Below are 26,436 nucleotides of genomic sequence, written 5' to 3'. Positions count from 1 at the left end.
AGACAACTTGCGTACAATCGCCGGGTGCCTGACCGTCCGCCGCGCTGCGTCCACCCCGAACCGCCTACTGCCCGATCCGTGAATTCCACCGCCCCCGCCGCCAGTTCCGCCGCAGTTCCCGCCGCCCCCGCCCTGCCGTTTCGCCACGCGCTTTACGCGATGCTCGGCATCGGCCTTGTCAATATGCTGGTCGCGCTGGACCAGACCGTCGTCAGCACCGCGCTGCCGTCGATCGTCGCCGAGCTGCACGGCTTCGAATATTTCGCGTGGATCGCGAGCGCGTACCTGCTCGCGTCGGTCGTCACGGTGCCGGTGTTCGGGCGGCTCGGCGACTACTTCGGCCGCAAGCGCTTCGTGATCGCCGCGGTGATCACGTTCACGGTCGCGTCGGTGTTGTGCGGCCTCGCCAACAGCATGCTGTTTCTCGCGATCGCGCGCGGCCTGCAAGGCGTCGGCGGCGGCATGATGGTCGGCACTGCGTTCGCATCGATTCCCGATCTGTTCCCCGACCCGCGCACCCGCGTGCGCTGGCAGGTCGTGCTGGCCGCGACCTACGGCATCGGCACGGCCACGGGTCCGTCGCTCGGCGGTTGGATGAGCGAGCACCTCGGCTGGCGCTCCACGTTTCTCGTCAATCTGCCGGTCGGCGCGGCCGCGCTCTATTTCGTCTGGATGCATCTGCCGAACTTCCGACGGCCGCAGGACGGCGAAGTCAAGATCGACTGGCTCGGCGCGGCACTCGTCGCGTGCGTGCTCGGCGGCTTGCAGGCGTTCATCGAAGCAGTGCCGAAGAGTGGCCTCACGCTGGGCAATCTCGTGCTCGGCGCGTGCGTGATCATCGGTGCTGTCGCGCTCTTCAAGTGCGAAAAGCGCGCCACGCATCCGATCATTCCGCTCGATCTGTTCAAGGACGCGCAGCTCGTCACGCTATTCACGCTCGGCATGCTGTCCGGCTTCGTGATGTTCTCGCTGATCTTCTTCGCACCTTTGCTGCTGCAAGGCGGCTTCGGTCTGTCGCCGCAGCAGGCCGGCTTGCTCGCGACGCCGATCGCCGCGTGCATCGCGCTCGGCAGTCTGCTGAACACGCGCATCGTGATTCACATGAAGAAGCCCACGCGCATTCTGACGATCGGTTTCGGGCTGCTGATGTTCGCGTCGATCGCGCTCGCGTTCGCGAATCCGGACACGCCGCGCTTGCGCATCGTGCTGCCGATGGGCGCGGTCGGCATCGGCCTCGGCTTCATCCTGAACAATCTGAACGTGTTCGGCCAGGAGATCGCCGGACGTGAGCGCTTCGGCATCACCACCGCACTGCTGCAATCGACCCGCATGGTCGGCGGCATGCTCGGCACCAGCATCGTCGCGACGGTCGTGCAGCATCACTACCGCGACGTCGTCACGCGCACGATGAGCGTGCTCGGCGAGCCGGCCTCATCGCAATGGCGGCCGCGTTTCGTCGATCTGCGCATCCTGATCGACGATGCATCCCGCACGCGACTGATCGCGGACATGAAGTCGTCGGGACTCGATACGCTCGCGCTGATCGATAGCGCGCGCGATGCCCTCGTGCAGTCGATTCATATGGGCGTGTGGCTGACGGCGGTGGCATCGCTCGCGGCCGCGCTGCTGGTGCAACGGATCTCGCACGTGGTGTTTCGCAAGGGCTGAGTGCGCGAATAAGAGCGGCAAATAAAAAAGCTCCCCGATCCGGATGAAAGGCCGGGGAGCAAACGGGCTGGACGAAGAGACCCGACGCCGTCACATCAGGCTCTCAATCGCATCCCAAGGATGACGAACGTGATTTGGCCGCTTACTGAATGGTGGCTTTCGCTCTAAGATTCTTCACCATCCTGTCGACGAGTTCCGCTTGCGCCTGCTGGTACAGCATCGGCTTCATGTCTTCGAACGACGGAACCTGCAAGGGGCGAGTGTCATCGACTTCGATCACATGAAAACCGTATCCGGTCTTGACCGGCGTGCGCGTGTATTCGCCCTTGTGCAAATGCGAAACCGCGTCAGCAAACGGTTTGACCATTTTGCTGGAAGTTGTCCAGCCCAGATCTCCGCCGTTGTATCGAGTGTCGGCATCGATCGATTCCTTTGCGAGGTCGCCGAATGACGCACCCTTGTTCAGCTTCGCGATGATGTCTTTTGCCTGGCCGTCATCCTTGACGAGGATATGGCGGACTTTATATTGCGTGCTTCCGCCTTTTGCTTTCATGTCGTTGTACATCGCCTTCAATTGATCGTCACTGACAGGGTTCTTTTTCAGAAAGTCCTGCATGTACGCTCTGACGATCTCGATCTCCCACGTCGCCTGCGCCTGCGCGAGAATCTTTTGCCGCGCGGCCTCGGCACGCGCCGCGACTTCCGGGTTGCGGTCGAAGCCAGTTTTCTGCGCCTGCTGGAACAGAACTTCGCGCCGGATCAGTTCGTCCCGGACATGGTCCGTCAATTGTGGGGAATCGGAAAATCCTTGCGCATGCGCCTGTCCGATGTACAAATCGGCGTCCGCCCGAGAAACCGGTTTGCCATTGACCGTGACGAAGGGCTTTTCTGTCGCACCCGTCGCCAATGAGAGCGTTGCACCGAGCACAAGTGCCAACATCCGTCGTGATAGTACTTTCATTAAGCGGACCATTTTCGTTGGTGTGTGTAACGCCGGGTCGGACCAGGCATCGAACCTGACCAGACCCGGCGCTTTACTCGACTTTATTTAGTAATAGTTCCCGCAAGAGTCAGGCTGCGCGACGAGTTCCCGATATACACCGAGTAGGAACCAGTCGGGGTCGTCCACTGCTGCGCATCTTTACTCCAGGTGCTGAGCGGATGATTCGGCGCGGCGGGATCGATCGTGATCGACACGGTCTGCGTTCCGCCTGGATTCAGACTCACCTTCTGGAATCCCACCAGACGCTTGGGCGGCTCTCCCGCCGACGTCGGCAGCGCAACGTACACCTGCGGAACTTCGGCGCCCGCGACGGAACCCGTGTTCTTCACGACCGCGCTAACCGTGTACGTGCCGTTTGCTCCGGTACTGACGGTCGGATTGGTAATCGTGAAGCTCGTGTACGAAAGACCGTAACCGAATGGGAATGCCGGAGTCTTGCCCATTGCGTCGTACCAGCGGTAGCCGACATTCAGCGCTTCGGAGTAGGTGACCGTCGCGCTTCCGTTGATCGACACGCCCGGGTATTGGTAAGCCGTAATCGAGTCCATGAAGCCCTGGCCGACCTGCGGGAACGTCACAGGTAGCTTGCCGGACGGATTCGCGACGCCCCACAGCAGATCCGCCACGATGTGCCCGTCTTCCTGGCCGGGGAACCACGTCTCGAGAATCGCGCTCGCGGCGGACGTGCCGCCGGTGAGGATCGACGGATCGAGCGCTTCGGCGGCACTGTCCTTCAGAACGAGCACGGTGTTGCTGTTCGCCGCGACGATGGTCTGCAGCAACGCGAGCGTGTTGCTGTTCCTGGCGGTACTCGAGGTGGTGATCGAGCTCGACTTCGGCGAATACCAGTCGAGCGTATTCAGATACTTGCCTGTGTCGAGCGTCAGGCCCGTCGAGTCGGTAAAGGTCGCCTGGTCGGCACCTTCCTCCGACATGGAGCCGGCCATGAAGATCACAGCGTCGGCGCCGGTCGCCGCTGACGTGACATCGGAGATGGTTGCGGCCGCGCCGTCGATCGTGCCAGTCGAATTGTTGTCGTCGACGAGCGCCAGATGAACCTGAGCACCGGTATTGCCGAGGTTCGCTAGCGTGTCCTTGATGCCCTGCACCGGCGTCACGGTGTACAAGGCGACGACGTCGGAGCTGCCGCCGCCCGAACCCATCGGGTGGCCGACCGAGCTGCCGCCGGCAACAGCTTGCTGCGCATAGACCTGTGTCGTCTTGCCAACCACAAGGACATTTCGAACCGTCTTTTTCAGCGGCAAAGTCCCGTTGTTTTGCAGCAGCACGGCCGACTGTTCGCCAATCTGCTTCGCGACCGTACCGTCAGCCGTCGCGTTGATAGCGGTCTGAGCAATGGGCCGATCGAAGATGCCCGCGCGGAACATCTGCGTGTATCGGCGCAGCAGCGCATTGTCGATATCCGAGGTCTGAATCTGTCCCGAAGCCAAAGCCGCATTCAGATTTGCCGGCGACCAGTTCTGCGGCAGCGGCATTTCGTTGTCCATGCCTGCCAGAAGGGTCGGCGCGGTACTGTGCGCCGCAAAGAAGTCCGACTGCACGTAGCCCTTGAAGCCCCATTGTCCGCGAAGCACATCGGACAGGATGTGCTTCTGCTCGCACATCGAAAAACCGTTCACCGAGTTGTACGAACACATGACGGCGCCGACGTTGCCTGCCTTCACCGCCATTTCGAACGGCAGCATATAGAGTTCGTGCAACGTCTGGTCGTCGATGCTCTCCTGAATCGTCATGCGATTCGTCTCCTGCTCATTCGCCACGAGGTGCTTCGCCATCGCGATCATGCCGTGCGCTTGCACGGCCTGGATTTCGGCGACACCCATCGTGCCGGTGAGATAGGGGTCCTCGCCCATGTACTCGAAGTTGCGTCCGCCCACCGGCAACCTTGCCAGGTTCATACCCGGCGCTTCGAACACGTGCAGAGCCAGATTGCCTCCTTCGACGCCCACCACGTTGCCAAACTGGGTTGCTACGGAAGGATCGAACGAAGCCGCCATCGCGATGGCTGAAGGCAGAGCGGTCGCCTTGGCGGAGCTGGAATCCGTATAGGCGGCAAAGCCCGATACGGACGGGGAAACGCAGTCGTTCTGGCCGATACCCACGGGCCCATTGGTGATGCGCAACGTCGGAATAGCGTACTTCGTCAGGCCGAGAATGTGCCGCGCACCGTAGCACTGCGGCAATTCAGGCAGGATGCCGGGATTCGAACCGGCCAATTGCTCTTCCTTATCGGCAAGCGCCATGGCGGGGACAAGCAGTGCCGCGCGTGCCTCGGGAGACAGTGACGTATTCATCCATGGCATGGCGGACGTTTGCGTCGGGGCTGGCGTTGAAGCCGCCGTTGTGTTCGGACTATCACTGCCACCGCACGCCGCCAGAATGAATACGAAACTTGCGGCAGCGGCTGTTCTCCTCTGAGTGAATTTCACAGACATGTCTTTCCTCAATTGTTATATGCACAAATGCGAGACGCGCATCGGTCGTTTTAATGTGAAGGACTGCGATTCGATTTATTGCCAGTTTTCCGCTTGCTGCTGCTCCAAGGCCCGAATCTGAAAAGACATGTAGGCCTGGCTGGAAACCTCCCGTTCCCGACCACCTCAACATGGACACGATCCGCTTTCCAGTGAAGCCATCGTAATGATTTAATCGTCATCAGACGACTAGGGTTTACGTTGTATCAATAAAAACAATCACTTAACAGCTATGCACTGACGTCTGATGAGTCGCGAGCCGCGAGCGAGGATGTCGACGGCCTGAAAACAAAAAAGCCTGGCGGAGCACACCTTTCGTGCAGCCCGCCAGGCTTTCGATTGAGTTAAATCCTCTTTAACGCACGAGACACGGACGCTTGTTATCGAACTTCCAGTTCGGAATCAGATATTGCATGGCAACGCCGTCGTCGCGCGCGCCGAGGCCGTGCTGCTGATACAGCGCGTGCGCCTTGTCGAGTTCGTCCATATCGAGCTCGATGCCGAGGCCCGGCTTCTGCGGCACCTTGACCTTGCCGCCGACGATCTGCAGCGGATCGCGCGTCAGGAACTGACCGTCCTGCCAGATCCAGTGCGTATCGATCGCGGTGATCTTGCCCGGCGCCGCGGCCGCGACGTGCGTGAACATCGCGAGCGAAATGTCGAAGTGGTTGTTCGAATGCGAACCCCACGTGAGGCCCCAGTCGTTGCACATCTGCGCGACGCGCACCGAGCCCTGCATGGTCCAGAAATGCGGATCGGCGAGCGGAATGTCCACCGATTGCAGCTGGATGGCGTGACCCATCTGACGCCAGTCGGTCGCGATCATGTTGGTCGCCGTCGGCAGGCCGGTCGCGCGGCGGAACTCGGCCATCACTTCGCGGCCCGAATAGCCATTCTCCGCGCCGCACGGATCTTCCGCGTAGGCGAGCACGTCGTGCTTGTCACGGCACAGGCGCACCGCTTCGGCGAGCGACCACGCGCCGTTCGGGTCGAGCGTCACGCGCGCTTCGGGGAAGCGCTCGGCCAGCGCCGTGACAGCCTCGATCTCGGCGTCACCCGGCAGCACGCCGCCCTTCAGCTTGAAGTCGTTGAAGCCGTAGCGCGCCTTCGCGGCTTCGGCGAGACGCACGACCGTTTCCGGCGTCAGCGCTTGTTCGGTGCGCACGCGCTCCCAGTCGTCACGCGCGCCGGCGTTGTTCGCATACGGCAGATCGGTCTTGTTGCGATCGCCGATATAGAACAGGTAGCCGAGCATTTCCACCTCGTCGCGCTGCTGGCCTTCGCCGAGCAGTGCCGCGACCGGTACGCCGAGATGCTGGCCGAGCAGGTCGAGCAGCGCCGCTTCGAGTGCGGTAACCGCGTGAATCGTCGTGCGCAAATCGAAGGTCTGCAGACCGCGACCGCCTGCGTCGCGATCGGCGAACTGCGTGCGCACCTTGTTCAGGATCGCCTGCAGATTGCCGATCGACTGACCGACCACGAACGGCCGCGCGTCGTCGATCGTCTTGCGGATGTTCTCGCCGCCCGGCACTTCGCCGACACCGGTATGGCCCGCGCTGTCGCGCAGGATCACGACGTTGCGCGTGAAGAACGGACCATGCGCGCCGCTCAGATTCATCAGCATGCTGTCGCGGCCAGCGACGGGCACGACGCGCAGCTCGGTGACGACCGGCGTGGCGTTCGATTCGGTAGGTTTGGTGGACATGGGAAAAGCACCTGTGTGATGAAGTAAGCCGGCCGGCGGAAGCCGCCGCGCGCTGCGTGCGCGTTCGACCGGACCGGATGAAAACTCGAATACAGAAGAACTGACGGCCGCATACGAGCCGTCAGTGTAGTCAATGCGCGTTGCCGCGCAACGACTCGGGCGCCGGCTCGCGATTGCCGGGCTTGTTGCGCGTCAGGAAGCCGGCCGCAGCCGCGAGCAGCGACGCGACGCCGAGGCCGTACAAGCCGCCCGTGATCGACCCCGTGTGCTGCTGCAGATAGCCGAAGGTAGCGGGCGCGAAGAAGCCGCCGAGGTTGCCGAGCGAGTTAATCAGCGCGAGCACGCCGGCGGCGACGCGCGCATCGAGGTAGCCCTGCGGAATCGGCCAGAACAGCGACGACGCCGCCTTGAAGCCGATCGCCGAGAAGCAGATCGCGACGAACGAGAACACCGGGTTGCCCGATGTCGACGCGAACAGGCCGATCGCCGCGATGACGAGCGCGACCGCGAGCCAGCCCTGCTGATGACGCCATTTCGCCGATACGACCGCGAAACCATACATCGCGACCATTGCGATCAGCCACGGAATCGCGTTGAACATGCCGACCTCGAAATCGGACAGGCCGCCCATCTTGCGGATGATCGTGGGCAGCCAGAAAGTGGCCGCGTAGATCGTCAGCTGGATCGCGAAGTACAGGAAGCAGAACAGCGCGATCTGCGGGTCCTTCAGCAGCTTCATCGTCGGCAGATGCGCGCCGCCCTGCGCCTCGCGCTCGGCCTGTTCGGCCGCGATCGAGTGTTCGAGCACGCGTTGTTCTTCGCCGGTGAGCCAGTGCGCGTCGCGGATGTGCGACTTCAGCAGCAACCAGCTGACGATGCACAGCACGATCGAGAACCCGCCTTCGATCAGGAACATCCACTGCCAGCCTTGCAGGCCGAGGCCGCGAATCGACAGCAGCGAGCCGGTGATCGGGCCGGACAGCACCGACGCGAGCGCCGAGCCGGACAGAAAGATCGCCATCGCCTTGCCGCGTTCTTTTTGCGGCAGCCACTGCGTGAAGTAAAAGACGACGCCGGGAAAGAAGCCCGCCTCGGCGACGCCGAGCAGGAACCGCAGCACGTAAAACGACGTATCGTTCCACACGAACGCCATCGCGCCCGCCACCAGCCCCCACGTGCCCATGATGCGCGTGAGCCACGCGCGCGCGCCGAACTTCTGCATCAGCACGTTCGACGGCACTTCGAACAGCGCGTAGCCGATGAAGAACAACCCGCTGCCGAGACCGTAGGCTGCCGCGCCGATGCCGAGATCGGTCTTCATGTGCGCGTTGACGAAGCCGATGTTCACGCGGTCGATATAGTTCGCGATGAACATGATCAGGAAAAGCGGCAGCACGTTGCGCTTCACCTTCGCGACCGCTGATTCCAGCGGGTCGAGCGCGGCAGTCAGAACTGATGTCAAGATTTGTCTCCCCTGTCGGCCATGTGGCCTGGTGGAACGCAGCGCGACGCAACAGGTGAGTGCGAGACCCGCCGGTAGGCCTGATACGTTGTCTGACGACAGTCTACAGCGTTACTTTTCTCAAATCTAGTTGGGTGTTTACCCTGCGTGCCTCGACCAAAGCCTTTGAAATAACAGCGGATTCACAGTTTCAAAGGCTATAGCCCACTTCTAGGCCTCACTAGATAAGACGTCCGATGTCTTTAGTTGGCGGCTCGCTAGCAGCACCCCATGCGTTTGCGCCAATGTCCGCCTGATCTTCGCTCCATCGCGCGTCCGCACGGAAAAAATAGCCCGCGCCGATGCCGCCGAACCCGGCAGAATCGAGTACAGTCCTGTGCGATACTTTGTTGGATCAGTCAACCAGCCACAAAAATGAGCAGCCTAACTGAAAAGGTGGTGGCCACCCTTTCCGATGAAATTCGCCGCGGGGCGCTGAGGCCAGGCGATCGCATCCCCACCGAAGTCGCGATGATGAAGCAGTTGTCCGTGAGCCGCTCCGTGGTCCGCGAGGCGATTTCGCGTCTGCAGGCGGCGAGGATCGTCGAGACGCGCCACGGCATCGGCACGTTCGTGCTCACGCCCGCCGCGGAAAAGCCGATGCAGCTTCCCGCCGCCGATCTCACCAGCATGCTCGACGTGATGGCGATCATCGAGTTCCGGATCGACGTCGAAGCGGCCGCGGCCGCGCTCGCGGCGTCGCGGCGTACCGAGCAGAACCTGAAGCAGATTCGCGTCGCACTCGATCGCTTCGAGTCGGAACTCGAGCGCGGCAGCACCGACACGCTCGCACACGACATCGAGTTCCATCTGCAGATCGCACGCGCGAGCGGCAACCGCTACTTCTTCGACGTGCTGAGCCAGCTCGGGCGCTCGGTCAGCCCGCGCACGCGGCTCGGTTCGGCCGAGATCGCGGAGCTCGACCATATCGAGGTGCTGCGTAGCGTGCTCGGCGAGCACTTGACGATCTATCGCGCGATCGAGCGTCAGGACGCCGACGACGCGCGCGCCGCGATGCGCATGCATCTGAGCAACAGCCGCGAGCGTCTGCGCCGCGCGCATGACTTGACGAAGGCTGGCGTGTGATCGCATGCGGGGCTGATCGATCGCCCCGCAATACGACACGCCGCCAGCAGCATCCGCTCATTCCCCCACGTCCAGATCCATCAACGCCGAGCTCAGCGATTTGCCATGCGCATCGAGCGCGAGCGAACGCGTAACGCCGCCGCCGAGCGCATCGCCGAGCACGAAGTTGAACGCGGCAAGGCCCGGCAACTCATGACGCACCACGTCACCGCGCACCACCTCACGCAGATGCGCGTTGACGCGCTCGGGCGTCAACACATCGCGCAACCGCTCGTAATGCCGCGCGTCGTAGCAGATCACCGAGATGTTGAGTGTATTGCCCTTGTCGCCGGTGCGCGAATGAGCCAGTTCACGTAGTTTCATCTCGAGCCTCCACCAGGGAGAAAGCCGGCGTCGCATGCTCGCGCGGCAGCAGCACCGATTGCACGGCGACCACCTCGCGCGCCGCCTTCGTCACTCCGCCACCGCCCGCCGGTCCGTTCGTGTACAGCGTCTCGACCTCGTTGCCGATGCGCACCGCCTCCGCGAGCGATGCCGTGCGCCCCGCCACCCGCGCGCGCGCTTCGTACGGCTCGCCATGGCCAGCCGCCACCGTGTCACCGTGCAGTGCGTTCACGCCGATCAGATCGAAGCGCAGTTCACGCGTCTCTACACCGGTCAGCGCGAGCCGTTCGCGCACGATATCGAGAGCGAGCCGTGCCCGCGCAAGCGCGCCCGGTCCGCCGTACGAAATCTGCCCTTCGCCGATATAGCCGTCGAAATACGCAACCGACACTTTCAGCGTCGCGGTGCGCTCCGTGCCGCCACCGCCGGTGACGCGCACACGGTCCGGGGCTTCCTGCTCGACGCGCACCTGCGAGAAATCGGCCACCACGTCGGGCTGCGGATAACGACGCGGATCGTGAATCTCGTACAGCAACTGCTCCTTGCATGTCGCCTCGGTCACGAGCCCGCCACTTTGCGCGAGCTTCGTGATCACCACCGAACCGTCCCGCGCAACTTCGGCGATCGGAAAGCCGAGCCGCGCGAGATTCGGCACGTCCTTGAAGCCGGGGTCTGCGAAATAGCCGCCGGTGATCTGCCCTGCGCATTCGAGCAGATGGCCGATTACCGTCGCCTGGCCGAGCATCGGCCAGTCGTCCATGCGCCAGCCGAATTCGTGGACCAGCGGCGCGACGAACAGCGACGGATCGGCGACGCGCCCGGTCAGCACGATCTGCGCGCCGGCCGCCAGCGCGTCTACGATGCCGCTCGCGCCGAGATACGCATTCGCCGATATCAACCGGTCCTCGTACGCGGCCACCACGTCGCCCGATTCGACGAAACGGAAGTCGCCCGCACGCACGACGTCGAGCACGTCGTCGCCGGTGACGGCGGCAATCCTCAGCGCGCCGAGACCGAGCTCGCGCGCGATCTGTGCGGTCCTGCGCGCCGCCGCGCGAGGATTGGCCGCGCCCATGTTCGACACGATACGCACGCCGTTGCGCGCCGCGACGGGCAGCACCGCGCGCATGCGCGCTTCGAGCAGCGGGTCGTAGCCGAGCTCCGCGTCTTTGCTGCGCGCCTGCTGCGCGATCGCGATCGTGCGTTCGGCGAGGCATTCGAAGACGAGATAGTCGAGGTGACCGTGTTCCGCGAGTTCGAGCGCGGGTTCGATGCGGTCGCCCGAATAGCCCGCGCCAGCGCCGATGCGCACGATGCGTTCAGATTCAGTGGCTGTCATGGTGCTCCCGTCCGTTCAATGAAGCTCACAGTGGAAAGATCCCGAGCGCGACGCACGCGATCGTCATCACGACCGACGCGCCGAACAGCAGAGGAAACGTGAATCTTTGATGATCGGCCAGCTCGATACCGCACAGGCCGACCACGAGGAACGTCGCGGGCGTGAGCGGGCTGACCGGAAAACCGGTGGTCATTTGTCCGAGCAACGCGGCCTGCCCGACGTGCACTGCGGGCACGCCGAGCTGGCCCGCCACTTCCGCGATCACCGGCAGTACGCCGAAATAAAAGGAATCGGGATCGAACAGCATGCTGAGCGGCATCGACAGCAGGCCGAGCACGATCGGAATATGGCTCGCCATCGCCGGCGGCACGAAGCCGACCGCCGCCTGCGCCATCGCCTTCAGCATGCCGCTGCCCTGCATCACGCCGGTGAACACGCCGGCCGCGAGCAAGATGCCGGCCATCATCAGCGCGGCGCGCGCATGCGCGTCGATCCGTTTGCGCTGCATGTCGACGTTCGGATAGTTGACCATCAACGCGATGCACAGGCCCACCATGAACATAACGGCCGGCGGAATCTTCTCGCCCATCACGACCATCGTGCCCAGCACGACGAGCGTCAACACGATGTTGAACCAGAAGTTTTGCGGGCGGCGCAGCGCCTGTTGTTCTGGCGTCAGTTCGCGTTGGGGCATCGGCACGGAACCGCTCGCGGCAGTGAGGCCGAGGCGCTTTTCCTCGCGCCGCCCGAGCCAGTACGCCATCGAGAACACGAACACGAGGCCGATCGCCTGCACCGGAATCAGCGGATTGAATAGCGCCGAGATCGGCAGATGCAGCGACGCAGACGCGCGAATCATCGGCCCTGTCCACGGCAGGAAGTTGATGCCGGCCGCCATCGATACCGCCGCGGCGAGCACGCGCCGGTCCATGTTCAGGCGATCGTAAAGCGGCAGCATCGCGGGAATTGTGACGAGGAAGCAGACGGCGCCGGAGCCGTCGAGGTGGATCAGCAGCGCGAGCAGCGTGGTGCCCATCACGATGCGCGTGGGCCGCGTGCCGACCGCGCGCAGGATACGCTCGATGATCGGGTCGAGCATGCCGGCGTCGGTGATCGTGCCGAAGTACAGGATCGCGAATACGAACATGCAGACGACCGGCGCGAGGCTTTTCAGACCATCGACGACGAACTTGCTGGTCTGCAGGCCGAAGCCGCCGAGCAGCGATGCCGCGAGCGGCACGATGATCAGCGCGACGAGCGGCGACATGCGTTTGGACAGGATCGCGCCGAGCAGCACGACGATGGTAGCCAGCCCCAGCAATGGCAGCATGAGCTTGTCTCCAGGTTGTTTTTTAGTGAGATCGAGCGTAAGTTCGCGGCAGCAATAAAACAATTGAAATGAATTGATCGCAGCAATCACAAATCATTATGGATCTGAATCTACGGGACATCCGGGCGTTTATCGCGGTCGCGCAAACGGGCAGCTTCACGCGCGCGGCCGCGCGGCTGCATCTGTCGCAACCGGCGTTGACGGTGCAGATTCGCCGGCTCGAGGAAACGGTCGGCCTGCGCTTGTTCGATCGCAACAGCCGCAATGTCGCGCTGACGCCGACCGGCCGCGAGCTGCTGCCCGTGCTGCAGAAATCGCTGCACGACATGGAGCACGTGCTGCGCGATGCACGCTCGCTCGGCGAAGGCGCGAGCGGCACGGTGCGCATCGCTTGTCTGCCGACCTTCGCGGCGAGCGTCCTGCCCGAGCTGGTGCAGGCGCTGAGAAAAGCCGTGCCGCGCGTCGGCTTCGAGGTGCGCGACGTCGTCGCGAGCATGGTCAACACGCTGGTGCGCAACGAGGAAGTCGATATCGGGCTGACCGGCGGCGAGCTGAACGACAGCGGGCTCGAGGTGCTGCATGAGGGCATCGACCGGCTCGTCGCCGTGTTGCCGAAGCAGCACGCACTCGCGCGGCGGCGCCGGCCCGTCATGCTCGCCGATCTCGCCAATGAGCCGCTCGTGCTGACCGCGCAGGGCACGAGCGTGCGTGCGGTCGTCGACAGCGCGTTCGCCGACGCGCAATGTGAGCCGCGCATCGCCTGCGAGCCGACCTACATGATGAGCGCGGTCGCGATGGCGCGCGCCGGGCTCGGCATCACGATCCTGCCGGCGTCGGCACGCGAGGTACGCGCGGAGCCCGAACTGGTCGCGCGGCCGATCGACGAAGCCGCGTTCACGCGCCGCATCGCGCTGATCAGAAAGCGTGGCCGAACCTTGCCGCCGGTGAGCGAGACCTTCGTCGCGATGCTGATCGAACGGATCGACGCGTCGTAGGGCCGCATGGCATCGTTTTGTACGTCGCGCGAAGCCCTAATTTTCACGATACGAAACGATGGCGCGCGTCGTAAAAAATCATGGTGCCTGGCACAAACCGGGCATTTCACGATGTCCGGCGGTGTTGCACATCGCAAAATGAAACGAGCAACTCGTTGTTTTTGCAGCAGTATTTTTAAGATAAAGATCCGTTTGACGCCCGCTTGCCAGCCGACTCGCTGACGTAGACTCTTTCACAAGAGCACGCGCTTCACGCAGTCGGATTCGAGGGGCCTCGCGACATGGCCACCCAAATCCCAGAGATTGCGCAGAAGCCGTCACGAATCGCGGCTTTTTTATTGGTAACTGGGAGACAAAAAATGAAAGGCTTTCGCTTTGGTTCGACGCAGGGAGCGTTCTACATTCTGCCGGGTCAGGACGGCTGGGAAGCCACCTACGGCAACGAAACGCTCGGAGAATTCTCGAGCCCGCAACAGGCCGCCGACGACCTCGCGCGCGGCCTGAGCTGCGAGCATCTATCCGAGCTCGACACGTCGACACTCGAAATTCCGGAGAAGCTCGCCGATTGGGAAATCGTTCACGTATAAGGACGGATATGACCGACGGCGACGTAGCAGTGAAAGCAGAAACGACAATGGCGCCCGAAGGCGCCATTGTCGTATTTGCGGTCCTGCTTGCGGCTTTGTCCGCGGTTGCGCTGCGCGCTTACCGCGTGGCTTTCCGGGCCCGCGTAGCTGCGGCCGCGACGCTTACCGCATCAGCAGTCCGTACGGCGTCAAGCCACCGAATCGACGATCGCGTTCAGCGTCGCGCTCGGGCGCATCGCCTTGCTGGTCAGCTCGACGTTCGGACGGTAGTAGCCGCCGATATCCACCGGCTTGCCCTGCGCCGCGCCGAGTTCCGCGACGATCTTCGCCTCGTTGTCGGCCATCGCCTTCGCGACGCCCGCGAACTGCGCTTGCAGCGCCGCGTCGTCGGTTTGCGCGGCCAGTGCTTCGGCCCAGTACATCGCGAGGTAGAAGTGGCTGCCGCGATTGTCGATGCCGCCGACCTTGCGCGCCGGCGACTTGTCGTTGTCGAGGAACTTGCCGGTCGCCTGATCGAGCGTCTTCGCGAGAACCTGCGCCTTCGGATTGTGATACGCGGTGCTCAGATGTTCGAGCGATGCGGCCAGCGCCAGGAATTCACCGAGCGAATCCCAGCGCAGGAACCCTTCTTCGACCAGCTGCTGCACGTGCTTCGGCGCCGAACCGCCCGCGCCGGTTTCGAACATGCCGCCACCGGCCATCAGCGGAACGATCGACAGCATCTTCGCGCTGGTGCCCAGTTCCATGATAGGGAACAGGTCGGTCAGGTAGTCGCGCAGCACGTTGCCGGTGACCGAGATCGTGTCCTTGCCCGCGCGGATGCGCTCGACCGAGAACTTCGTCGCGTCGACCGGGGTCATCACGCGGATGTCGAGACCGTTCGTGTCGTGATCCTTCAGGTACTGTTCGACCTTCTTGATGATCTGCGCATCGTGCGCGCGCACCGGGTCGAGCCAGAACACGGCCGGCGTGTTGGTCGCGCGGGCGCGGTTCACCGCGAGCTTGACCCAGTCGCGGATCGGCGCGTCCTTGGTCTGGCACATACGGAAGATGTCGCCTTCCTCGACCGGCTGCTCCAGCAGCACCGCGCCGGCTTCGTCGGTCACGCGGACCACGCCGTTCGCCGGGATCTGGAACGTCTTGTCGTGTGAACCGTATTCTTCCGCGGCTTGCGCCATCAGGCCGACGTTCGGCACCGTGCCCATCGTGACCGGATCGAACGCGCCGTGCTTCTTGCAGTCTTCGATCACAGCCTGGTACACACCGGCGTAGCAACGGTCCGGAATCACCGCCTTCGCGTCGTGCAGCGCGCCGTCGGCGCCCCACATCTTGCCCGACTCGCGGATCATCGCCGGCATCGAGGCGTCGACAATCACGTCGCTCGGCACGTGCAGGCTCGTGATGCCCTTATCCGAGTTGACCATTGCGAGCGGCGGACGCTGTTCGTACTGCGCCTTGATGTCGGCTTCGATCGCCGCTGCCGTTTCAGCCGGCAGATCCTTCAGACGCGCGTACAGGTCGCCGATACCGTTGTTCGGGTTGAAGCCGACCTTGGCGAGCGCTTCCGCGTGCTTTGCGAGCACGTCCTTGTAGAACACCGACACCACGTGACCGAAGATGATCGGGTCCGAGACCTTCATCATCGTGGCCTTCAGGTGCACCGAGAACAGCACGCCGTTCGCCTTCGCGTCGGCGATCTGCGCTTCGATGAAGCTGCGCAGCGCGTTCTTGCTCAGCACCGACGCGTCGATGATTTCGCCTGCCAGCACCGGCGTCTTCGCCTTCAGGACCGTGGTCGTGCCGTCCGCGGCGGCCAGCTCGATCTTCACGCTACCGGCTTGCGCGATCAGCGCCGACTTCTCGCTGCCGTAGAAATCGCCACCGCTCATGTGCGAGACATGCGACTTCGAGTCCGCGCTCCACGCGCCCATCTTGTGCGGATGCTTGCGCGCATAGTTCTTGACCGACAGCGGCGCGCGGCGGTCCGAGTTGCCTTCGCGCAGCACCGGGTTCACCGCGCTGCCCTTGATCTTGTCGTAACGGGCCTTGACGTCCTTCTCCGCGTCGGTCGTCGCGACGTCCGGGTACGACGGCAGCTTGTAGCCCTGGTCGCGCAGCTCGGCGATCGCGGCCTTCAGCTGCGGCACCGACGCGCTGATGTTCGGCAGCTTGATGATGTTCGCTTCCGGGCGCGTGGTGAGTCCACCGAGCTCCGCCAGATCGTCGGAAGCCTTCTGTTCCGCGCTCAGGTAGTCGGGAAATGCGGCAATGATCCGGCCGGCGAGCGAGATGTCACGCGTTTCGACGAGCACGTCGGACGAGCGCGTGAACGCCTTGACGATCGGCAGCAGCGAGTACGTCGCCAGTGCGGGCGCTTCGTCGGTCAGGGTGTAGATGATCTTCGGCGGTGTGGACATGATTAATGCTTTGCTAGGAAGTGATAGACAGAGCGTTGGCAGTCGAGGCCAGCGCAAATCGCGGCGCGACGGCGACGGCGTCAGTTCGGCACGACGCAACCCCGCGACCTTCGTTTTGCGATACGACCGAGAGTATATGCGCGTTTTCCACTAAATGTGGGTAAACAAACAGGTCGCGAGACCCTGCCGAAAAGGGTCGAGCCCCGCCTGGCAAGGGTTTGCGGCCGATTACCCGGGTCTTAAGACAGATATCTTATAGATGACCTGCGATATATTATTTTTGGCTAAATGCGAATGGATCGCATTGAGAGGAGCCGCAAGTCCCGCGCGCTTCAGTCGCCGCCAGCCAATCAGGCCTGCGCTACGCGCGCCACGACGTCCCCTGCCGGCTTCGTCGACGGACGGCGCACGAGCGTCCACAGCAGAGTGGGCAGATCCGCATCCGGTGGTGCGGAAGTCGACGGTTAGACGGGGGAAGTGGGGGAGGCGCGGACGGGGATGCTCGCACGCGAAACAGTACGAGTCGGATGCTGGCAGCGGAGTGATTGCGTCACTCGCCGCGCGCGGGTTTAAGTCGTATCGTCTTTCCCGTCATTCCAGAATCGTTTGAAGGCGGGCAAGCGCATCCTCGACCACCTCGGCCGGAGCGCGCTCGACTTTGCGTGCGGCGCGTGCCTCCAGGCCCAGATTGCGCACCATGTTCATCAGCGCGACCCCCGGAGTTTCTGTTCCTGAACCCGAGAGGGTATCGCCGGGAAATGGGCAAAAAGAAGCAACCAGCCCGCCGCCGCAACGGCGCGCCAGTCGCTCGCAATAACAACCCGCCTTACCCCTCGCGTCCCAGGAACTCAACCACCATCCGGTTGAACTTGTCCGCATGCTCCCACTGCGCCCAATGCCCGCAGCGGCCGAACACATGCAGATCGGCATTCGGCATCCCGGCGACGAGCCGCAGCCCGACGTCCATCGGCACGAAGCGATCGTCGCGACCCCAGATCACGAGCGTCGGCGCGGCCACTTCGCCGAGGCGCGGCCCATAGTCGTTGAACTGTTTCGGATTCGCGGCGAGGCTCGCGACGAAGTTCTCGAGGTGGTCGCGCCGTGCCAGCATATTCGCGAGACGCGCCTGCATCAGGTCCTCGGTCAACGCCTTCGTGTCGAACACGAAGACGCTCATCATGCGCTGCAGGTTCTCGATGGTCGGGTTGCGGTACAGCCCCTGCAGCAGCTTGATGCCTTCGGTCGGCATCGGCACGAACTGGCTCGGGCCGCCGGTGCCGCCGCCCATCAGCACGAGCTTGCCGACGCGCTGCGGTTCAGCGAGCGCGAACGCGACCGCGCTATGCCCACCCATCGAGTTGCCGATGATATGCGCGCGTTCGATATCGAGCGCATCCAGCAACGCCTTCAGGCAGCGCGCGTTGAGCTCCGAGCGCGAACCCTTGCAGACGATCGGGTCGCTCCTGCCCCACCCGAGGCAGTCCATCAGGATCACGCGATAGCCCGCCGCGACGAGCGGCTCGACGTTGCGATTGAAGTTGGCCCAGCCGGTCGCACCCGGTCCCGAGCCGTGCAGCATCACGACCGTTTCCGCGCCCTGCCCCACGTCGTTGTAGTGCAGCTGCACCTCGCGGCCATCTTCAGTGATCCGGACGAATTTGCTGGTCGCTTCTTCACTGATCGCCACTGCTTGCGTGTTGGTATTGCTCATGTCGAATTCCTGTGTTTCACGAGTTGAGTGACTGCGGGCCGCCGCCGACGGCGAACCCGCTCCATATTTCAGGCCGCAAAACTACTGCGCGGCCACCGCGGTGTATCGAAGTGTCGAGCGATTCACGACGAGCCACGCGCCGATCGCGGCAACCGCGATCAGCGGAATGCTCGCGCCGAGCAGCACGCTCGCGCCCTGACCGATTGCGAGCAGTTGCCCCGCGATCAACGGTCCGAGGATCGAGCCGAGACGGCCCACCGCCACGGCCGCGCCGACGCCGGTGCCACGCACTTCGGTCGGGTACAGGCTGCTCGCCAGCGCGTAGAGCACCGACTGGCCGCCGACCAGGAACAGCCCGGCGAGCAGACCGCCCCACGCCATCGACGCGCCGCCATGCGCGCTCAGCAACGCGCCAAGCGCAACGACGATGCCGACATACATGCCCGCGACCGTGCGGCGCCGGCCCATCCGATCCATCATGCCGGCGATCACGATCGCGCCGATGCCGCCGCCGATGTTGAACATCATCTGCACGACACCCGACTGCACGCGCGTCAGACCGCGCGTCAACACGAGCGACGGCAGCCAGTTGATCAGGAAATACAGCACGATCAGCGTGCCGAGGTAGCTGATCCACAACGCGATCGTCGTGCCCGCGCGCCCTTCCTGCCACAGCGCGCGCGTCACGCTGGCGGATGCATCGTGCCGCGGGCCCGTGGTTGCACGCGCCGCGACGAACTGCGCCGACTCGCGCATGAACAGCGCAAGCAGCGGCAGCACCAGCAACGGCCCGAACCCGCCGACGTAGAAGATATGCCGCCAGCCCTCATCGCCCGGGCTGACGATGCCGACCACCGCCGCGAGCGCCGCGCCGAACGGCATGCCGCAATACATCGCGCCGACCGCGGTGTTGCGCTGATGCGGCGGCGCCGCTTCCGAGCACAGCGCGATCAGATTCGGCATCGCCGCACCAAGACCGAGGCCGGTCAGAAAGCGCGCGGCAAGCAGGCTGTTCAGATCCCATACCTGCGCGGTCGCGAGCGAGAAGAGGCCGAACAGCGCGACCGACCACATCAGCACGCGCTTGCGCCCGAGCCGGTCGGCGAGACGTCCGCCGATAGCGGCACCGGGCAGCAGCCCGAATGCGCCGATGCTGAACGCCCAGCCCAGCTGCGCGACCGCGAGATGAAATTCGCGCGCCATGCGCGGCGCAGCGAGGCCGGTCGATTGCAGGTCGACGCCTTCGAGCAGCGCGACGATCAGGCAGAGCCCGATCGTCAGTGCGCCGCTGGCAAGAGGTTTCGTCGACTGCGCTGTTTGCGTTGCTTGTGTTGACTGCCGCATGAATGTCTCCAATGTTGAATCAGCGTCGCTCTTGCGGCGACCTTGCTGGATGAAATGAACGCTGCGCGCGCGGCATGCGGCGCCGCCGCGCAGCGTCTGGGTCATGAGGCCGCTGCGTCGGATGCGCGCTTCAGATCCAGTGCGACATCGACGATCATGTCTTCCTGGCCGCCGACCATGCGGCGCTTGCCGAGCTCGACCAGAATGTCGACGGTCTTCAGACCGTACTTCTTCGCGGCCACTTCCGAATGGCGCAGGAAGCTCGAATACACGCCCGCGTAGCCGAGCGCGAGCGTTTCGCGGTCCACGCGCACCGGCCGGTCCTGCAGCGGACGCACGATGTCGTCGGCGGCGTCCATCAGCGTGTAGAGGTCGGTGCCGTGATTCCAGCCCATGCGCTCCGCCGCCGCGATGAACACTTCGAGCGGCGCGTTGCCCGCGCCCGCGCCCATGCCCGCGAGCGATGCATCGATGCGGTCGCAGCCTTCTTCGACCGCGACGATCGAATTCGCCACGCCGAGCGACAGGTTGTGGTGCGCGTGCATGCCGGTCTGCGTTTCGGGTTTCAGCACGGCCTTCACCGCGCGGAAGCGGTCGCGCACGTCGTTCATCGTCAGCGCGCCGCCCGAATCGACAACGTAGATACAGGTCGCGCCGTAGCTCTCCATCTTCTTCGCTTCGATGGCGAGGTTCTCCGGCGTGGTCATGTGGCTCATCATCAGGAAGCCGACGGTGTCCATGCCGAGTTCGCGCGCGTATTCGATGTGCTGCTTCGAGATGTCCGCTTCCGTGCAGTGCGTCGCCACGCGCACCACGCGTGCGCCCGCGTTGTACGCAGCCTTCAGGTCGTGAATCGTGCCGATGCCAGGCAGCAGCAGCGTCGCGATCTGCGCGTGCTCGACGACGTCCGCGACCGCTTCGATCCATTCGAGGTCGCTATGCGCGCCGAAGCCGTAGTTGAAGCTCGAACCTTGCAGGCCATCGCCGTGCGCGACTTCGATGCTGTCCACTTTCGCGCGGTCCAATGCGCGTGCGATGTCCTGCACGTTCTGGATCGAGTACTGGTGACGAATGGCGTGGCTGCCGTCGCGCAGTGTCACGTCGGAGATATACAGTTTCTTGTCCATGCGGGAAGTCTCCTTAAGCCTCTTATGCCTCTGATGCCTGCACGAGCGCCTGCGCCATACGCTCGGCGGTCGCGAGCGCGGCCGAAGTCATGATGTCGAGATTGCCCGCGTAGGCGGGGAGGTAATGCGCGGCGCCTTCGACCTCGATGAAGACCGACGTCTTCAGGCCGCTGAAGCGGCCGAGGCCCGGAATGTTGAGTGGCGCGCTCGCGGGAATTTCGTCGAACTGCACCTTCTGCTTCAGGCGATAGCCGGGCACGTAGGCCTGAACCGCGGCGGCCATCTGCTCGATCGAGGCCTCGATCTTCGCCTGATCCGCGAGATCGGACAGCGTGTACACCGTATCGCGCATCATCACCGGCGGCTCGGCCGGATTGAGCACGATGATCGCCTTGCCTTTCGCCGCGCCGCCGACCGCTTCGATCGCCTTCGACGTGGTCTCGGTGAATTCATCGATATTCGCGCGCGTGCCGGGACCGGCCGACTTGCTGCTGATCGACGCGACGATCTCCGCGTAATGCACCTTCGCCACGCGCGACACGGCCGCGACCATCGGAATGGTCGCTTGTCCGCCGCAGGTCACCATGTTCACGTTGGGCGCGCCGATATGCGCGTCGAGATTGACGACCGGCACGCAGTACGGCCCGATCGCGGCCGGCGTCAGATCGATCACGCGAATCGAAGGCTTCAGCTTTCGCAACAGCGCATCGTTCTTCACGTGTGCGCCGGCCGAGGTCGCGTCGAACACGAAGTCGATGTCATCGAACACGGGCAGACGCGTCAGACCTTCGACGCCTTCATGCGTGGTCGCGACACCAAGCCGCGCGGCGCGCGCGAGACCGTCGGAGTTCGGATCGATGCCGACCATCGCCGCCATCTCCAGATGCCGGCTGTTGCGCATGATCTTGATCATCAGATCCGTGCCGATGTTGCCCGAGCCGATGATCGCGGCCTTGAGTTTTTCGCTTGCCATATGAGTTCCCAATCGAGTGCTTGCGAGTGCTTGCTTTATGCGGAGAAAGTCGCGCGGACACTGCCGAGACCGTCGATCTGCGCGCTGAAGGTGCCCGGCTGCTTGACCGCGACCATCGGGCCCAAAGCGCCCGTCATCAGCACGTCGCCGGCACGCAGCGGCGTGCCGAGCCGGACCATCCGATCCGCGAGCCACGCTGCGGCATTCAGCGGATTGCCGAGACACGCGGCGCCATTGCCGCGCGACAGGACTTCGGCATCGTTCGACAGCGTCATCGCGCAGGCCGCGAGATCGACATCGCGCAGCAGCACCGGGCGGCTGCCGAGCACGAAGCGCGCGCTCGACGCGTTGTCCGCGACTGTATCGACGAAGCGGATGTTCCAGCCTTCGATGCGACTGTCCACCACTTCGATCGCCGCGACCGCATACGCGGTTGCGCGCATCAGATCGGCATACGTGTGGCGCTCGTGCAGCAGATCGTGTTCGAGCACGAGCGCGATCTCCGCCTCGACCTTCGGCTGGATCAGCTCGCCGAGCGGAATCGGCTGGCTGTCGCCATACGCCATCGATGCGAACAGCGCGCCGAAGTCAGGTTGATCGACACCGAGTTGACGCTGCACGGCCGGCGACGTGAGTCCGATCTTGCGGCCGACGATGCGCTCGCCCGCCGCGACGCGCGCAGCCACGTTGGCCTGCTGCACCGCGTACGCGAGCTGCTCGGCGTCGGCGGGGTTCGGCAGTTCGGTGAAACGCGCGTCGTCGCGCAGCGGCGCGATGGTCACGCGCGTACGTTCCGATTCGCGCAGGCGCAGGGCCAACGCGTCGATGTTGCTTTGAGTGTTCATAGGGAATTCCAGATTCGGTTAAACGTGGGCAGTCACGGGTCGCGCGTGCATCGCGCCGAAGCCCGCGATCCATTCGGGGATCGGACGGTAGTAATCGAGCGATGCGCGATATGGGCCGCTCGCGTTCAGCGCGCCGAACGCGGCGATCCATGTGCGGATTTCGTGCGCGGACTTGCCGCCATCGCGCGTGATTGCGTTGTTGGTCAGGCCGTCGAGCGCGGTGAGCTCGCCGTCTTCGAGCAGCTTCAGGAACGCGCGATCCCATTCGGGATTGAGCGGATGCAGATGGCTGTCGCCCGCGGTGAACGCGCGCGCCGCCGCAATCGTGCGTGCCTGCCGCGCCGCGCGCGACTCGGCCGACGGATTGCGGCCCGCGATCAGACGCTCGGCGACTTCCTCGCTCGCGCCCGCGAGTTCCGGCACCGGCGGCTCATGCGAGATGCCGCCCGAGCCGATCACGAGCACGCGTTGATTCGAGCGTGCGAGCGCGCGGCCCAACGCATCGCCGAGCAGACGCGCGCGGCGGCATGAAGCCATCGGCGCGGCCACCGAATTGATGAACACCGGCACGACCGGATATCGATCGAGTCCGCCGGTCAGAATCTCCAGCGCTTGCGCGCAACCGTGATCGACCTGCATGCGGTAGGAGACCGCGACGTCGACGTCGCTCGCGAGCACCGCTTGGGCCAGTTCGAGCGCCGTATCGGCGGGCACGTTCAGCGGACCGGCGAGGCTCTTGAAGTCGCCGATCGCGCTCGCCGATGCGCCGATGCAGAACGGCGGCATCACGTCATAGAAGAAACCGTTGTAATGATCGGGCGCGAACACGACGACCAGTTGGGGATCGAAGTCGACCACGCGCGCACGCGCCGCCGCGTGCACACGCTCGACTTCGGCGACGACTTCGGGCGCGGGATCGAAATAGCCGTGCAACGGCGTGTGCGATAGACATTCGAGCAGCATCGGCATATCAGGCTCCGGCGGTTGCAGCGGTTGCGAGAGTGGCAACGGCGTCGCGCGCGAACGCCGCTTCGTTGCCGGCATTCGCCACATCCGCACGCGTTGCCGCGTCGAGTTGCAGCTTCCGCGCGAGTTCGACGACCAGTTGCGACACCTGCTGCGGCGAGCCCATGCCCGCGACGAAACGATCCGGACGCAACAGCACGACCGACTCCGGCACTCGCGTGAACCAGTCCTTCAGCCGCGTGTTCACATCGCCGATCGCGATCACGTCTTCTGGCACGTCGTCATGAAACGACAGTTGCGTATCCGGCTTCGCGACCACGAAGCAGCCGCCGAGCCGCTGCCAGATCGCGCGCGCTTCCTCCGACAAACCGAAGGTCGGTTCCGCGCCCCAGCCGACGATCGCGAAGCGGTTGCCGAGCACATCGTCGAGTCGCACGATCTCGCCGCTCGCCGTACGCACGCGCGGCTGAATGAACATGCGGCCGACCGGCGAATGACAATGCGGGTCGCGTCCATACACGAGACGGCCCAGCCGCGACTCGCGCTTCTCGCTCATCAAACCGAGCAGGCGGCCTGGCGCCGAATGGCCCGAGCGTTCGAGCACGCGCGCGAGCCAGCCACGCTTGCGCGGCGTGTGCGCGAGCAACACGACGCCGCTTTCATAGCGCGGCATCGGCTTGAAACGCATTTCGACGAAGTAGCGCTTGACCGCCGGAAACCAGTTGAACGTACGCACGAACGCGTCGCGGAACTTGATGCCGAAGCGGCTCGTCGGCGCGAAAATGTCGCCCGCCACTTCGGAGAGGTGGATCATCGAGCGCGCATGCGAACGGCGCTCGGCGGTATAGGTATCGAGCAGCGCATCGCCGGCGACTCCCTTGACCACCATCGCGAGTTTCCAGCCGAGGTTGCTAGCGTCGCGAATGCCGCTGTTGTAGCCCTGCCCCTGCCATACCGGCATGATGTGCGCGGCGTCGCCGGCGAGCAGCACGCGGTTCACGCGAAAGCTGCTCGCAAGGCGCGCGTTGTGCGTATAGACGCGCTTGCGGATGTAGTCGACCTTGTCCGGCTCGGCGACGACCTTGCGGATCAGCGCGGCCATGTTCTCCGGCTTCGACAGCTCTTCCTCGGTCTCACCGGGCATCACCATGAATTCGAAGCGGCGAATGCCGTGCGGCAGCGCGGCCGACACATACGGGCGTCGTGGATCGCAGTGCATGTACACGTGCGGCGAGCCGATCGGGTCGTTGCGCACATCGACGACGATCCACTGATTCGGTTTCGTGCGGCCCTCGAACGGCACGTCGAGCGTGCGGCGCACGAAGCTGTTGCCGCCGTCCGCGCCGACCATGTACGACGCGCGGATCGTGCGGCGGCCGCTCTGCGCGTGTTCCGCTTCGATCGTGACGCCGCTGCCGTCCTGCGTGAACGAGTTGACGGTGTGGCCGAACAGTACCTCGACGTGCGGGAAGCGTTGCAGGCCGTCGTACAGCACGCGATCGGCCAGCGGCTGAATGAACGCGTTGCGGCGCGACCAGCCGAATTCGTCGGTGCGCGGTTCGATCGATGCGAAGCAGTGACCGTTGCGGGTGACGAAGCGCATCCAGTGATCGGGAGTCGTGTGCGGCAGCAATGCATCGGCGAGGCCGACGGACTGGAACACGCGCAGTGCTTCGTCATCGAGGCCAATCGCGCGCGGATAGTCGATGATCTTCTCGAGCTTTTCGATCAGCACGACGCGTACGCCCTGCAGGCCGAGATAGTTGGCGATCATCAAACCGACCGGGCCGGCGCCGATGATCGCGACGTCGGTGGTGACGGTTCCGCTGTGGCCTTGCGCGGCCACCGGGTCGAGCGGTTGGGGCATGTTGTCTCCGTATGTCGACCGGATTGACCGGGTCGAGCTATTCACGGAGCGCGGCGGCGGGAACCAGCGCTAGCCACGGCGAAAATCGCCTGCGGGCAACCGCTCGCGTCTCCATGAAATCGTTGATTTGTTGGCAGTCTAGGACCGGCCACCTGCCCGCTCAACAAAATCTGGAAAATGTGCATAGAATGCACATAGCTGATTTAATTGAGGTTTTTAAGTGACCAAATACACGAATGTGCGAGGTCTGTCGCGCGGCTTGCAGGTGCTGCAAGCACTCAACTCGATGGACAGCGGCCGCGCGACGAGCCAGCAGATCAGCGAGCTGACCGGCCTGCATCGCACCACCGCGCGGCGGCTTCTGGAGACGTTGATGGAAGAAGGCTTCGTGCGGCGCAGCGCGTCGGACGACAGCTTCCGGCTCACGCTGAAAGTGCGCGCGCTGAGCGAAGGCTTCACGGACGACGAACGCATCGCGACCATCGCGCCGCCGGTCATGGGGCGTCTGCTGCAACGTGTTGCGTGGCCGTCCGATCTGACCACGCCCGACGGCGACGCGATGATCATCCGCGAGACCACGCACCGCTTCAGTACGCTGTCGTTTCATCGCGCGATGGTCGGCCGCCGTTTGCCGATGCTGCTAACCGCGGCGGGCCGCGCGTACTTCGCGATGTGCCCCGATGAAGAGCGCGAGGACATTCTCGATCTGCTGCGCGCGGGCGCGGGCGGCGAGGAGCAGAAGGCGCTCGCGTCGAACGACGCGTTGATCCACAGTCTCGTGAGACGCGTGCGCGCGGATGGGTTCGGTTCGAATCATGGCGACTGGGCGGACCAGGGGAAGATCGGCGCGGTCGCCGTCGCGATCGTGTTCGAGGAACGGGTGCTCGCGAGCTTGAACGTGGTGTTTCTGTCGCGCGCGGTGTCGCTTGCGGAAGCGAAGCGGCGCTATGTGCCCGAGTTGCAGACGGCTGCGCGTGAGATGGTCGAGGAACTCGCGGCGCAGAGCAGCGCGAACAGCGGAGCGGGTAAAACGCGTATGGGGCGCGAGCGCAACTCGTGAGGCCGCTTTCGAAACCTTATTAAAATCGTCCGC

20 protein-coding genes and 1 pseudogene are annotated in these 26,436 nt (G+C 64.1%); 5 read left to right on the top strand and 16 right to left on the bottom strand.

Annotation, left to right across the window (positions count from 1 at the left end):
• The first annotated feature begins 159 nt into the window (after nucleotides 1-159).
• Nucleotides 160-1,668: an MFS transporter gene (locus AB3X96_RS19050; protein WP_368591065.1), complete on the top strand. Its 1,509-nt coding sequence runs from the start codon at nucleotides 160-162 to the stop codon at nucleotides 1,666-1,668.
• A 142-nt stretch (nucleotides 1,669-1,810) separates the two neighbouring features.
• On the opposite strand, the gene AB3X96_RS19045 is transcribed toward AB3X96_RS19050, so the two are convergent.
• The 4 genes from AB3X96_RS19045 to AB3X96_RS19030 form a co-directional block, all read right to left on the bottom strand.
• Nucleotides 1,811-2,608: a peptidylprolyl isomerase gene (locus AB3X96_RS19045; RefSeq protein WP_368591064.1), complete on the bottom strand. Its 798-nt coding sequence runs from the start codon at nucleotides 2,606-2,608 to the stop codon at nucleotides 1,811-1,813.
• 104 nt (nucleotides 2,609-2,712) lie between these two features.
• Nucleotides 2,713-4,986 (bottom strand): beta-glucosidase, encoded by a 2,274-nt coding sequence (locus AB3X96_RS19040; RefSeq protein WP_368590897.1) that lies wholly within the window; start codon nucleotides 4,984-4,986, stop codon nucleotides 2,713-2,715.
• A 535-nt stretch (nucleotides 4,987-5,521) separates the two neighbouring features.
• Entirely contained in the window at nucleotides 5,522-6,871 is a 1,350-nt protein-coding gene (gene gudD / locus AB3X96_RS19035; RefSeq protein ID WP_176106763.1) for a glucarate dehydratase, read from the bottom strand.
• Between the two features lie 130 nt (nucleotides 6,872-7,001).
• Nucleotides 7,002-8,333 carry an MFS transporter gene (locus tag AB3X96_RS19030; protein ID WP_176126371.1) on the bottom strand — a complete coding sequence of 444 codons (1,332 nt, stop codon included), beginning with the start codon at nucleotides 8,331-8,333 and terminating at the stop codon, nucleotides 7,002-7,004.
• A 414-nt stretch (nucleotides 8,334-8,747) separates the two neighbouring features.
• Here AB3X96_RS19030 and AB3X96_RS19025 point away from each other — a divergent pair, with 414 nt between their 5' ends.
• Nucleotides 8,748-9,458, top strand: a complete 711-nt coding sequence (locus AB3X96_RS19025; protein WP_368590896.1) for a FadR/GntR family transcriptional regulator — start codon at nucleotides 8,748-8,750, stop codon at nucleotides 9,456-9,458.
• Between the two features lie 57 nt (nucleotides 9,459-9,515).
• Here the strand turns inward: AB3X96_RS19025 and AB3X96_RS19020 are convergent, their stop codons facing one another.
• Genes AB3X96_RS19020 through AB3X96_RS19010 form a run of 3 tightly spaced genes read right to left on the bottom strand, consistent with a single transcriptional unit; the run spans nucleotide 9,516 to nucleotide 12,511 of the window.
• Nucleotides 9,516-9,821 (bottom strand): hypothetical protein, encoded by a 306-nt coding sequence (locus AB3X96_RS19020; protein ID WP_176106766.1) that lies wholly within the window; start codon nucleotides 9,819-9,821, stop codon nucleotides 9,516-9,518.
• Nucleotides 9,808-11,181: an acyclic terpene utilization AtuA family protein gene (locus AB3X96_RS19015; RefSeq protein ID WP_368590895.1), complete on the bottom strand. Its 1,374-nt coding sequence runs from the start codon at nucleotides 11,179-11,181 to the stop codon at nucleotides 9,808-9,810. Before AB3X96_RS19015 ends, AB3X96_RS19020 begins: the two co-directional genes overlap by 14 nt.
• Nucleotides 11,182-11,206: 25 nt before the next feature.
• Nucleotides 11,207-12,511, bottom strand: coding sequence for a CitMHS family transporter (locus AB3X96_RS19010; protein ID WP_368590894.1), 1,305 nt, complete (start codon nucleotides 12,509-12,511; stop codon nucleotides 11,207-11,209).
• Between the two features lie 98 nt (nucleotides 12,512-12,609).
• On the opposite strand from AB3X96_RS19010, the gene AB3X96_RS19005 reads away from it, so the two are divergent.
• Together AB3X96_RS19005 and AB3X96_RS19000 are read left to right on the top strand one after the other, a co-directional pair.
• Nucleotides 12,610-13,506 carry a LysR family transcriptional regulator gene (locus tag AB3X96_RS19005; RefSeq protein WP_368590893.1) on the top strand — a complete coding sequence of 299 codons (897 nt, stop codon included), beginning with the start codon at nucleotides 12,610-12,612 and terminating at the stop codon, nucleotides 13,504-13,506.
• Nucleotides 13,507-13,865: 359 nt separating this feature from the next.
• Nucleotides 13,866-14,093: a hypothetical protein gene (locus AB3X96_RS19000; protein WP_013092475.1), complete on the top strand. Its 228-nt coding sequence runs from the start codon at nucleotides 13,866-13,868 to the stop codon at nucleotides 14,091-14,093.
• A gap of 188 nt (nucleotides 14,094-14,281) precedes the next feature.
• On the opposite strand, the gene AB3X96_RS18995 is transcribed toward AB3X96_RS19000, so the two are convergent.
• The 9 genes and pseudogenes from AB3X96_RS18995 to AB3X96_RS18955 form a co-directional block, all read right to left on the bottom strand.
• Nucleotides 14,282-16,510 (bottom strand): NADP-dependent isocitrate dehydrogenase, encoded by a 2,229-nt coding sequence (locus tag AB3X96_RS18995; RefSeq protein ID WP_176366273.1) that lies wholly within the window; start codon nucleotides 16,508-16,510, stop codon nucleotides 14,282-14,284.
• A gap of 591 nt (nucleotides 16,511-17,101) precedes the next feature.
• Nucleotides 17,102-17,254 (bottom strand): annotated as a pseudogene (locus tag AB3X96_RS18990) (type II toxin-antitoxin system ChpB family toxin); the annotation flags it as partial.
• Between the two features lie 82 nt (nucleotides 17,255-17,336).
• Complete coding sequence (locus AB3X96_RS18985) at nucleotides 17,337-18,221, bottom strand: alpha/beta fold hydrolase (RefSeq protein WP_368590892.1); 885 nt, start codon at nucleotides 18,219-18,221, stop codon at nucleotides 17,337-17,339.
• 81 nt (nucleotides 18,222-18,302) lie between these two features.
• A complete protein-coding gene (mhpT, locus tag AB3X96_RS18980) occupies nucleotides 18,303-19,565 on the bottom strand; it encodes a 3-(3-hydroxy-phenyl)propionate transporter MhpT (protein WP_368590891.1) in 1,263 nt (420 codons plus the stop codon).
• A gap of 101 nt (nucleotides 19,566-19,666) precedes the next feature.
• Entirely contained in the window at nucleotides 19,667-20,692 is a 1,026-nt protein-coding gene (dmpG, locus tag AB3X96_RS18975) for a 4-hydroxy-2-oxovalerate aldolase (RefSeq protein ID WP_368590890.1), read from the bottom strand.
• Between the two features lie 22 nt (nucleotides 20,693-20,714).
• A complete protein-coding gene (locus tag AB3X96_RS18970) occupies nucleotides 20,715-21,665 on the bottom strand; it encodes an acetaldehyde dehydrogenase (acetylating) (protein ID WP_368590889.1) in 951 nt (316 codons plus the stop codon).
• A 35-nt stretch (nucleotides 21,666-21,700) separates the two neighbouring features.
• The gene (locus AB3X96_RS18965) at nucleotides 21,701-22,510 is read right to left on the bottom strand and encodes a 2-keto-4-pentenoate hydratase (RefSeq protein WP_368590888.1); all 810 of its coding nucleotides are present in this window, start codon (nucleotides 22,508-22,510) and stop codon (nucleotides 21,701-21,703) included.
• An 18-nt stretch (nucleotides 22,511-22,528) separates the two neighbouring features.
• Nucleotides 22,529-23,479, bottom strand: a complete 951-nt coding sequence (locus tag AB3X96_RS18960; RefSeq protein WP_368590887.1) for a 3-carboxyethylcatechol 2,3-dioxygenase — start codon at nucleotides 23,477-23,479, stop codon at nucleotides 22,529-22,531.
• Between the two features lies 1 nt (nucleotide 23,480).
• Entirely contained in the window at nucleotides 23,481-25,343 is a 1,863-nt protein-coding gene (locus AB3X96_RS18955; RefSeq protein WP_368590886.1) for a bifunctional 3-(3-hydroxy-phenyl)propionate/3-hydroxycinnamic acid hydroxylase, read from the bottom strand.
• A 220-nt stretch (nucleotides 25,344-25,563) separates the two neighbouring features.
• On the opposite strand from AB3X96_RS18955, the gene AB3X96_RS18950 reads away from it, so the two are divergent.
• Nucleotides 25,564-26,403, top strand: coding sequence for a DNA-binding transcriptional regulator (locus AB3X96_RS18950; RefSeq protein ID WP_368590885.1), 840 nt, complete (start codon nucleotides 25,564-25,566; stop codon nucleotides 26,401-26,403).
• The last annotated feature ends 33 nt before the right edge of the window (nucleotides 26,404-26,436 follow it).

The sequence above is a fragment of the Paraburkholderia sp. BR13439 genome, assembly GCF_040948805.1.
In the GTDB taxonomy this organism is placed as follows: Bacteria; Pseudomonadota; Gammaproteobacteria; order Burkholderiales; family Burkholderiaceae; genus Paraburkholderia; species Paraburkholderia youngii.
This window is presented reverse-complemented; position numbering and strand designations above follow the sequence as displayed.

Excerpts from the sequence above, each read along its gene's own strand:
- AB3X96_RS19005 (WP_368590893.1), top strand. The coding sequence starts at position 12,610 with ATGGATCTGAATCTACGGGACATCCGGGCGTTTATCGCGGTCGCGCAA.
- AB3X96_RS18965 (WP_368590888.1), bottom strand. The coding sequence starts at position 22,510 with ATGAACACTCAAAGCAACATCGACGCGTTGGCCCTGCGCCTGCGCGAA.
- AB3X96_RS19040 (WP_368590897.1), bottom strand. The coding sequence starts at position 4,986 with ATGAATACGTCACTGTCTCCCGAGGCACGCGCGGCACTGCTTGTCCCC.
- AB3X96_RS19010 (WP_368590894.1), bottom strand. The coding sequence starts at position 12,511 with ATGCTGCCATTGCTGGGGCTGGCTACCATCGTCGTGCTGCTCGGCGCG.
- AB3X96_RS19020 (WP_176106766.1), bottom strand. The coding sequence starts at position 9,821 with ATGAAACTACGTGAACTGGCTCATTCGCGCACCGGCGACAAGGGCAAT.
- AB3X96_RS19025 (WP_368590896.1), top strand. The coding sequence starts at position 8,748 with ATGAGCAGCCTAACTGAAAAGGTGGTGGCCACCCTTTCCGATGAAATT.
- dmpG (WP_368590890.1), bottom strand. The coding sequence starts at position 20,692 with ATGGACAAGAAACTGTATATCTCCGACGTGACACTGCGCGACGGCAGC.
- AB3X96_RS19045 (WP_368591064.1), bottom strand. The coding sequence starts at position 2,608 with ATGTTGGCACTTGTGCTCGGTGCAACGCTCTCATTGGCGACGGGTGCG.
- gudD (WP_176106763.1), bottom strand. The coding sequence starts at position 6,871 with ATGTCCACCAAACCTACCGAATCGAACGCCACGCCGGTCGTCACCGAG.
- AB3X96_RS18985 (WP_368590892.1), bottom strand. The coding sequence starts at position 18,221 with ATGAGCAATACCAACACGCAAGCAGTGGCGATCAGTGAAGAAGCGACC.
- AB3X96_RS19050 (WP_368591065.1), top strand. The coding sequence starts at position 160 with ATGCTCGGCATCGGCCTTGTCAATATGCTGGTCGCGCTGGACCAGACC.
- AB3X96_RS18960 (WP_368590887.1), bottom strand. The coding sequence starts at position 23,479 with ATGCCGATGCTGCTCGAATGTCTATCGCACACGCCGTTGCACGGCTAT.
- mhpT (WP_368590891.1), bottom strand. The coding sequence starts at position 19,565 with ATGCGGCAGTCAACACAAGCAACGCAAACAGCGCAGTCGACGAAACCT.
- AB3X96_RS18955 (WP_368590886.1), bottom strand. The coding sequence starts at position 25,343 with ATGCCCCAACCGCTCGACCCGGTGGCCGCGCAAGGCCACAGCGGAACC.
- AB3X96_RS18995 (WP_176366273.1), bottom strand. The coding sequence starts at position 16,510 with ATGTCCACACCGCCGAAGATCATCTACACCCTGACCGACGAAGCGCCC.
- AB3X96_RS18970 (WP_368590889.1), bottom strand. The coding sequence starts at position 21,665 with ATGGCAAGCGAAAAACTCAAGGCCGCGATCATCGGCTCGGGCAACATC.
- AB3X96_RS19015 (WP_368590895.1), bottom strand. The coding sequence starts at position 11,181 with ATGACAGCCACTGAATCTGAACGCATCGTGCGCATCGGCGCTGGCGCG.
- AB3X96_RS19000 (WP_013092475.1), top strand. The coding sequence starts at position 13,866 with ATGAAAGGCTTTCGCTTTGGTTCGACGCAGGGAGCGTTCTACATTCTG.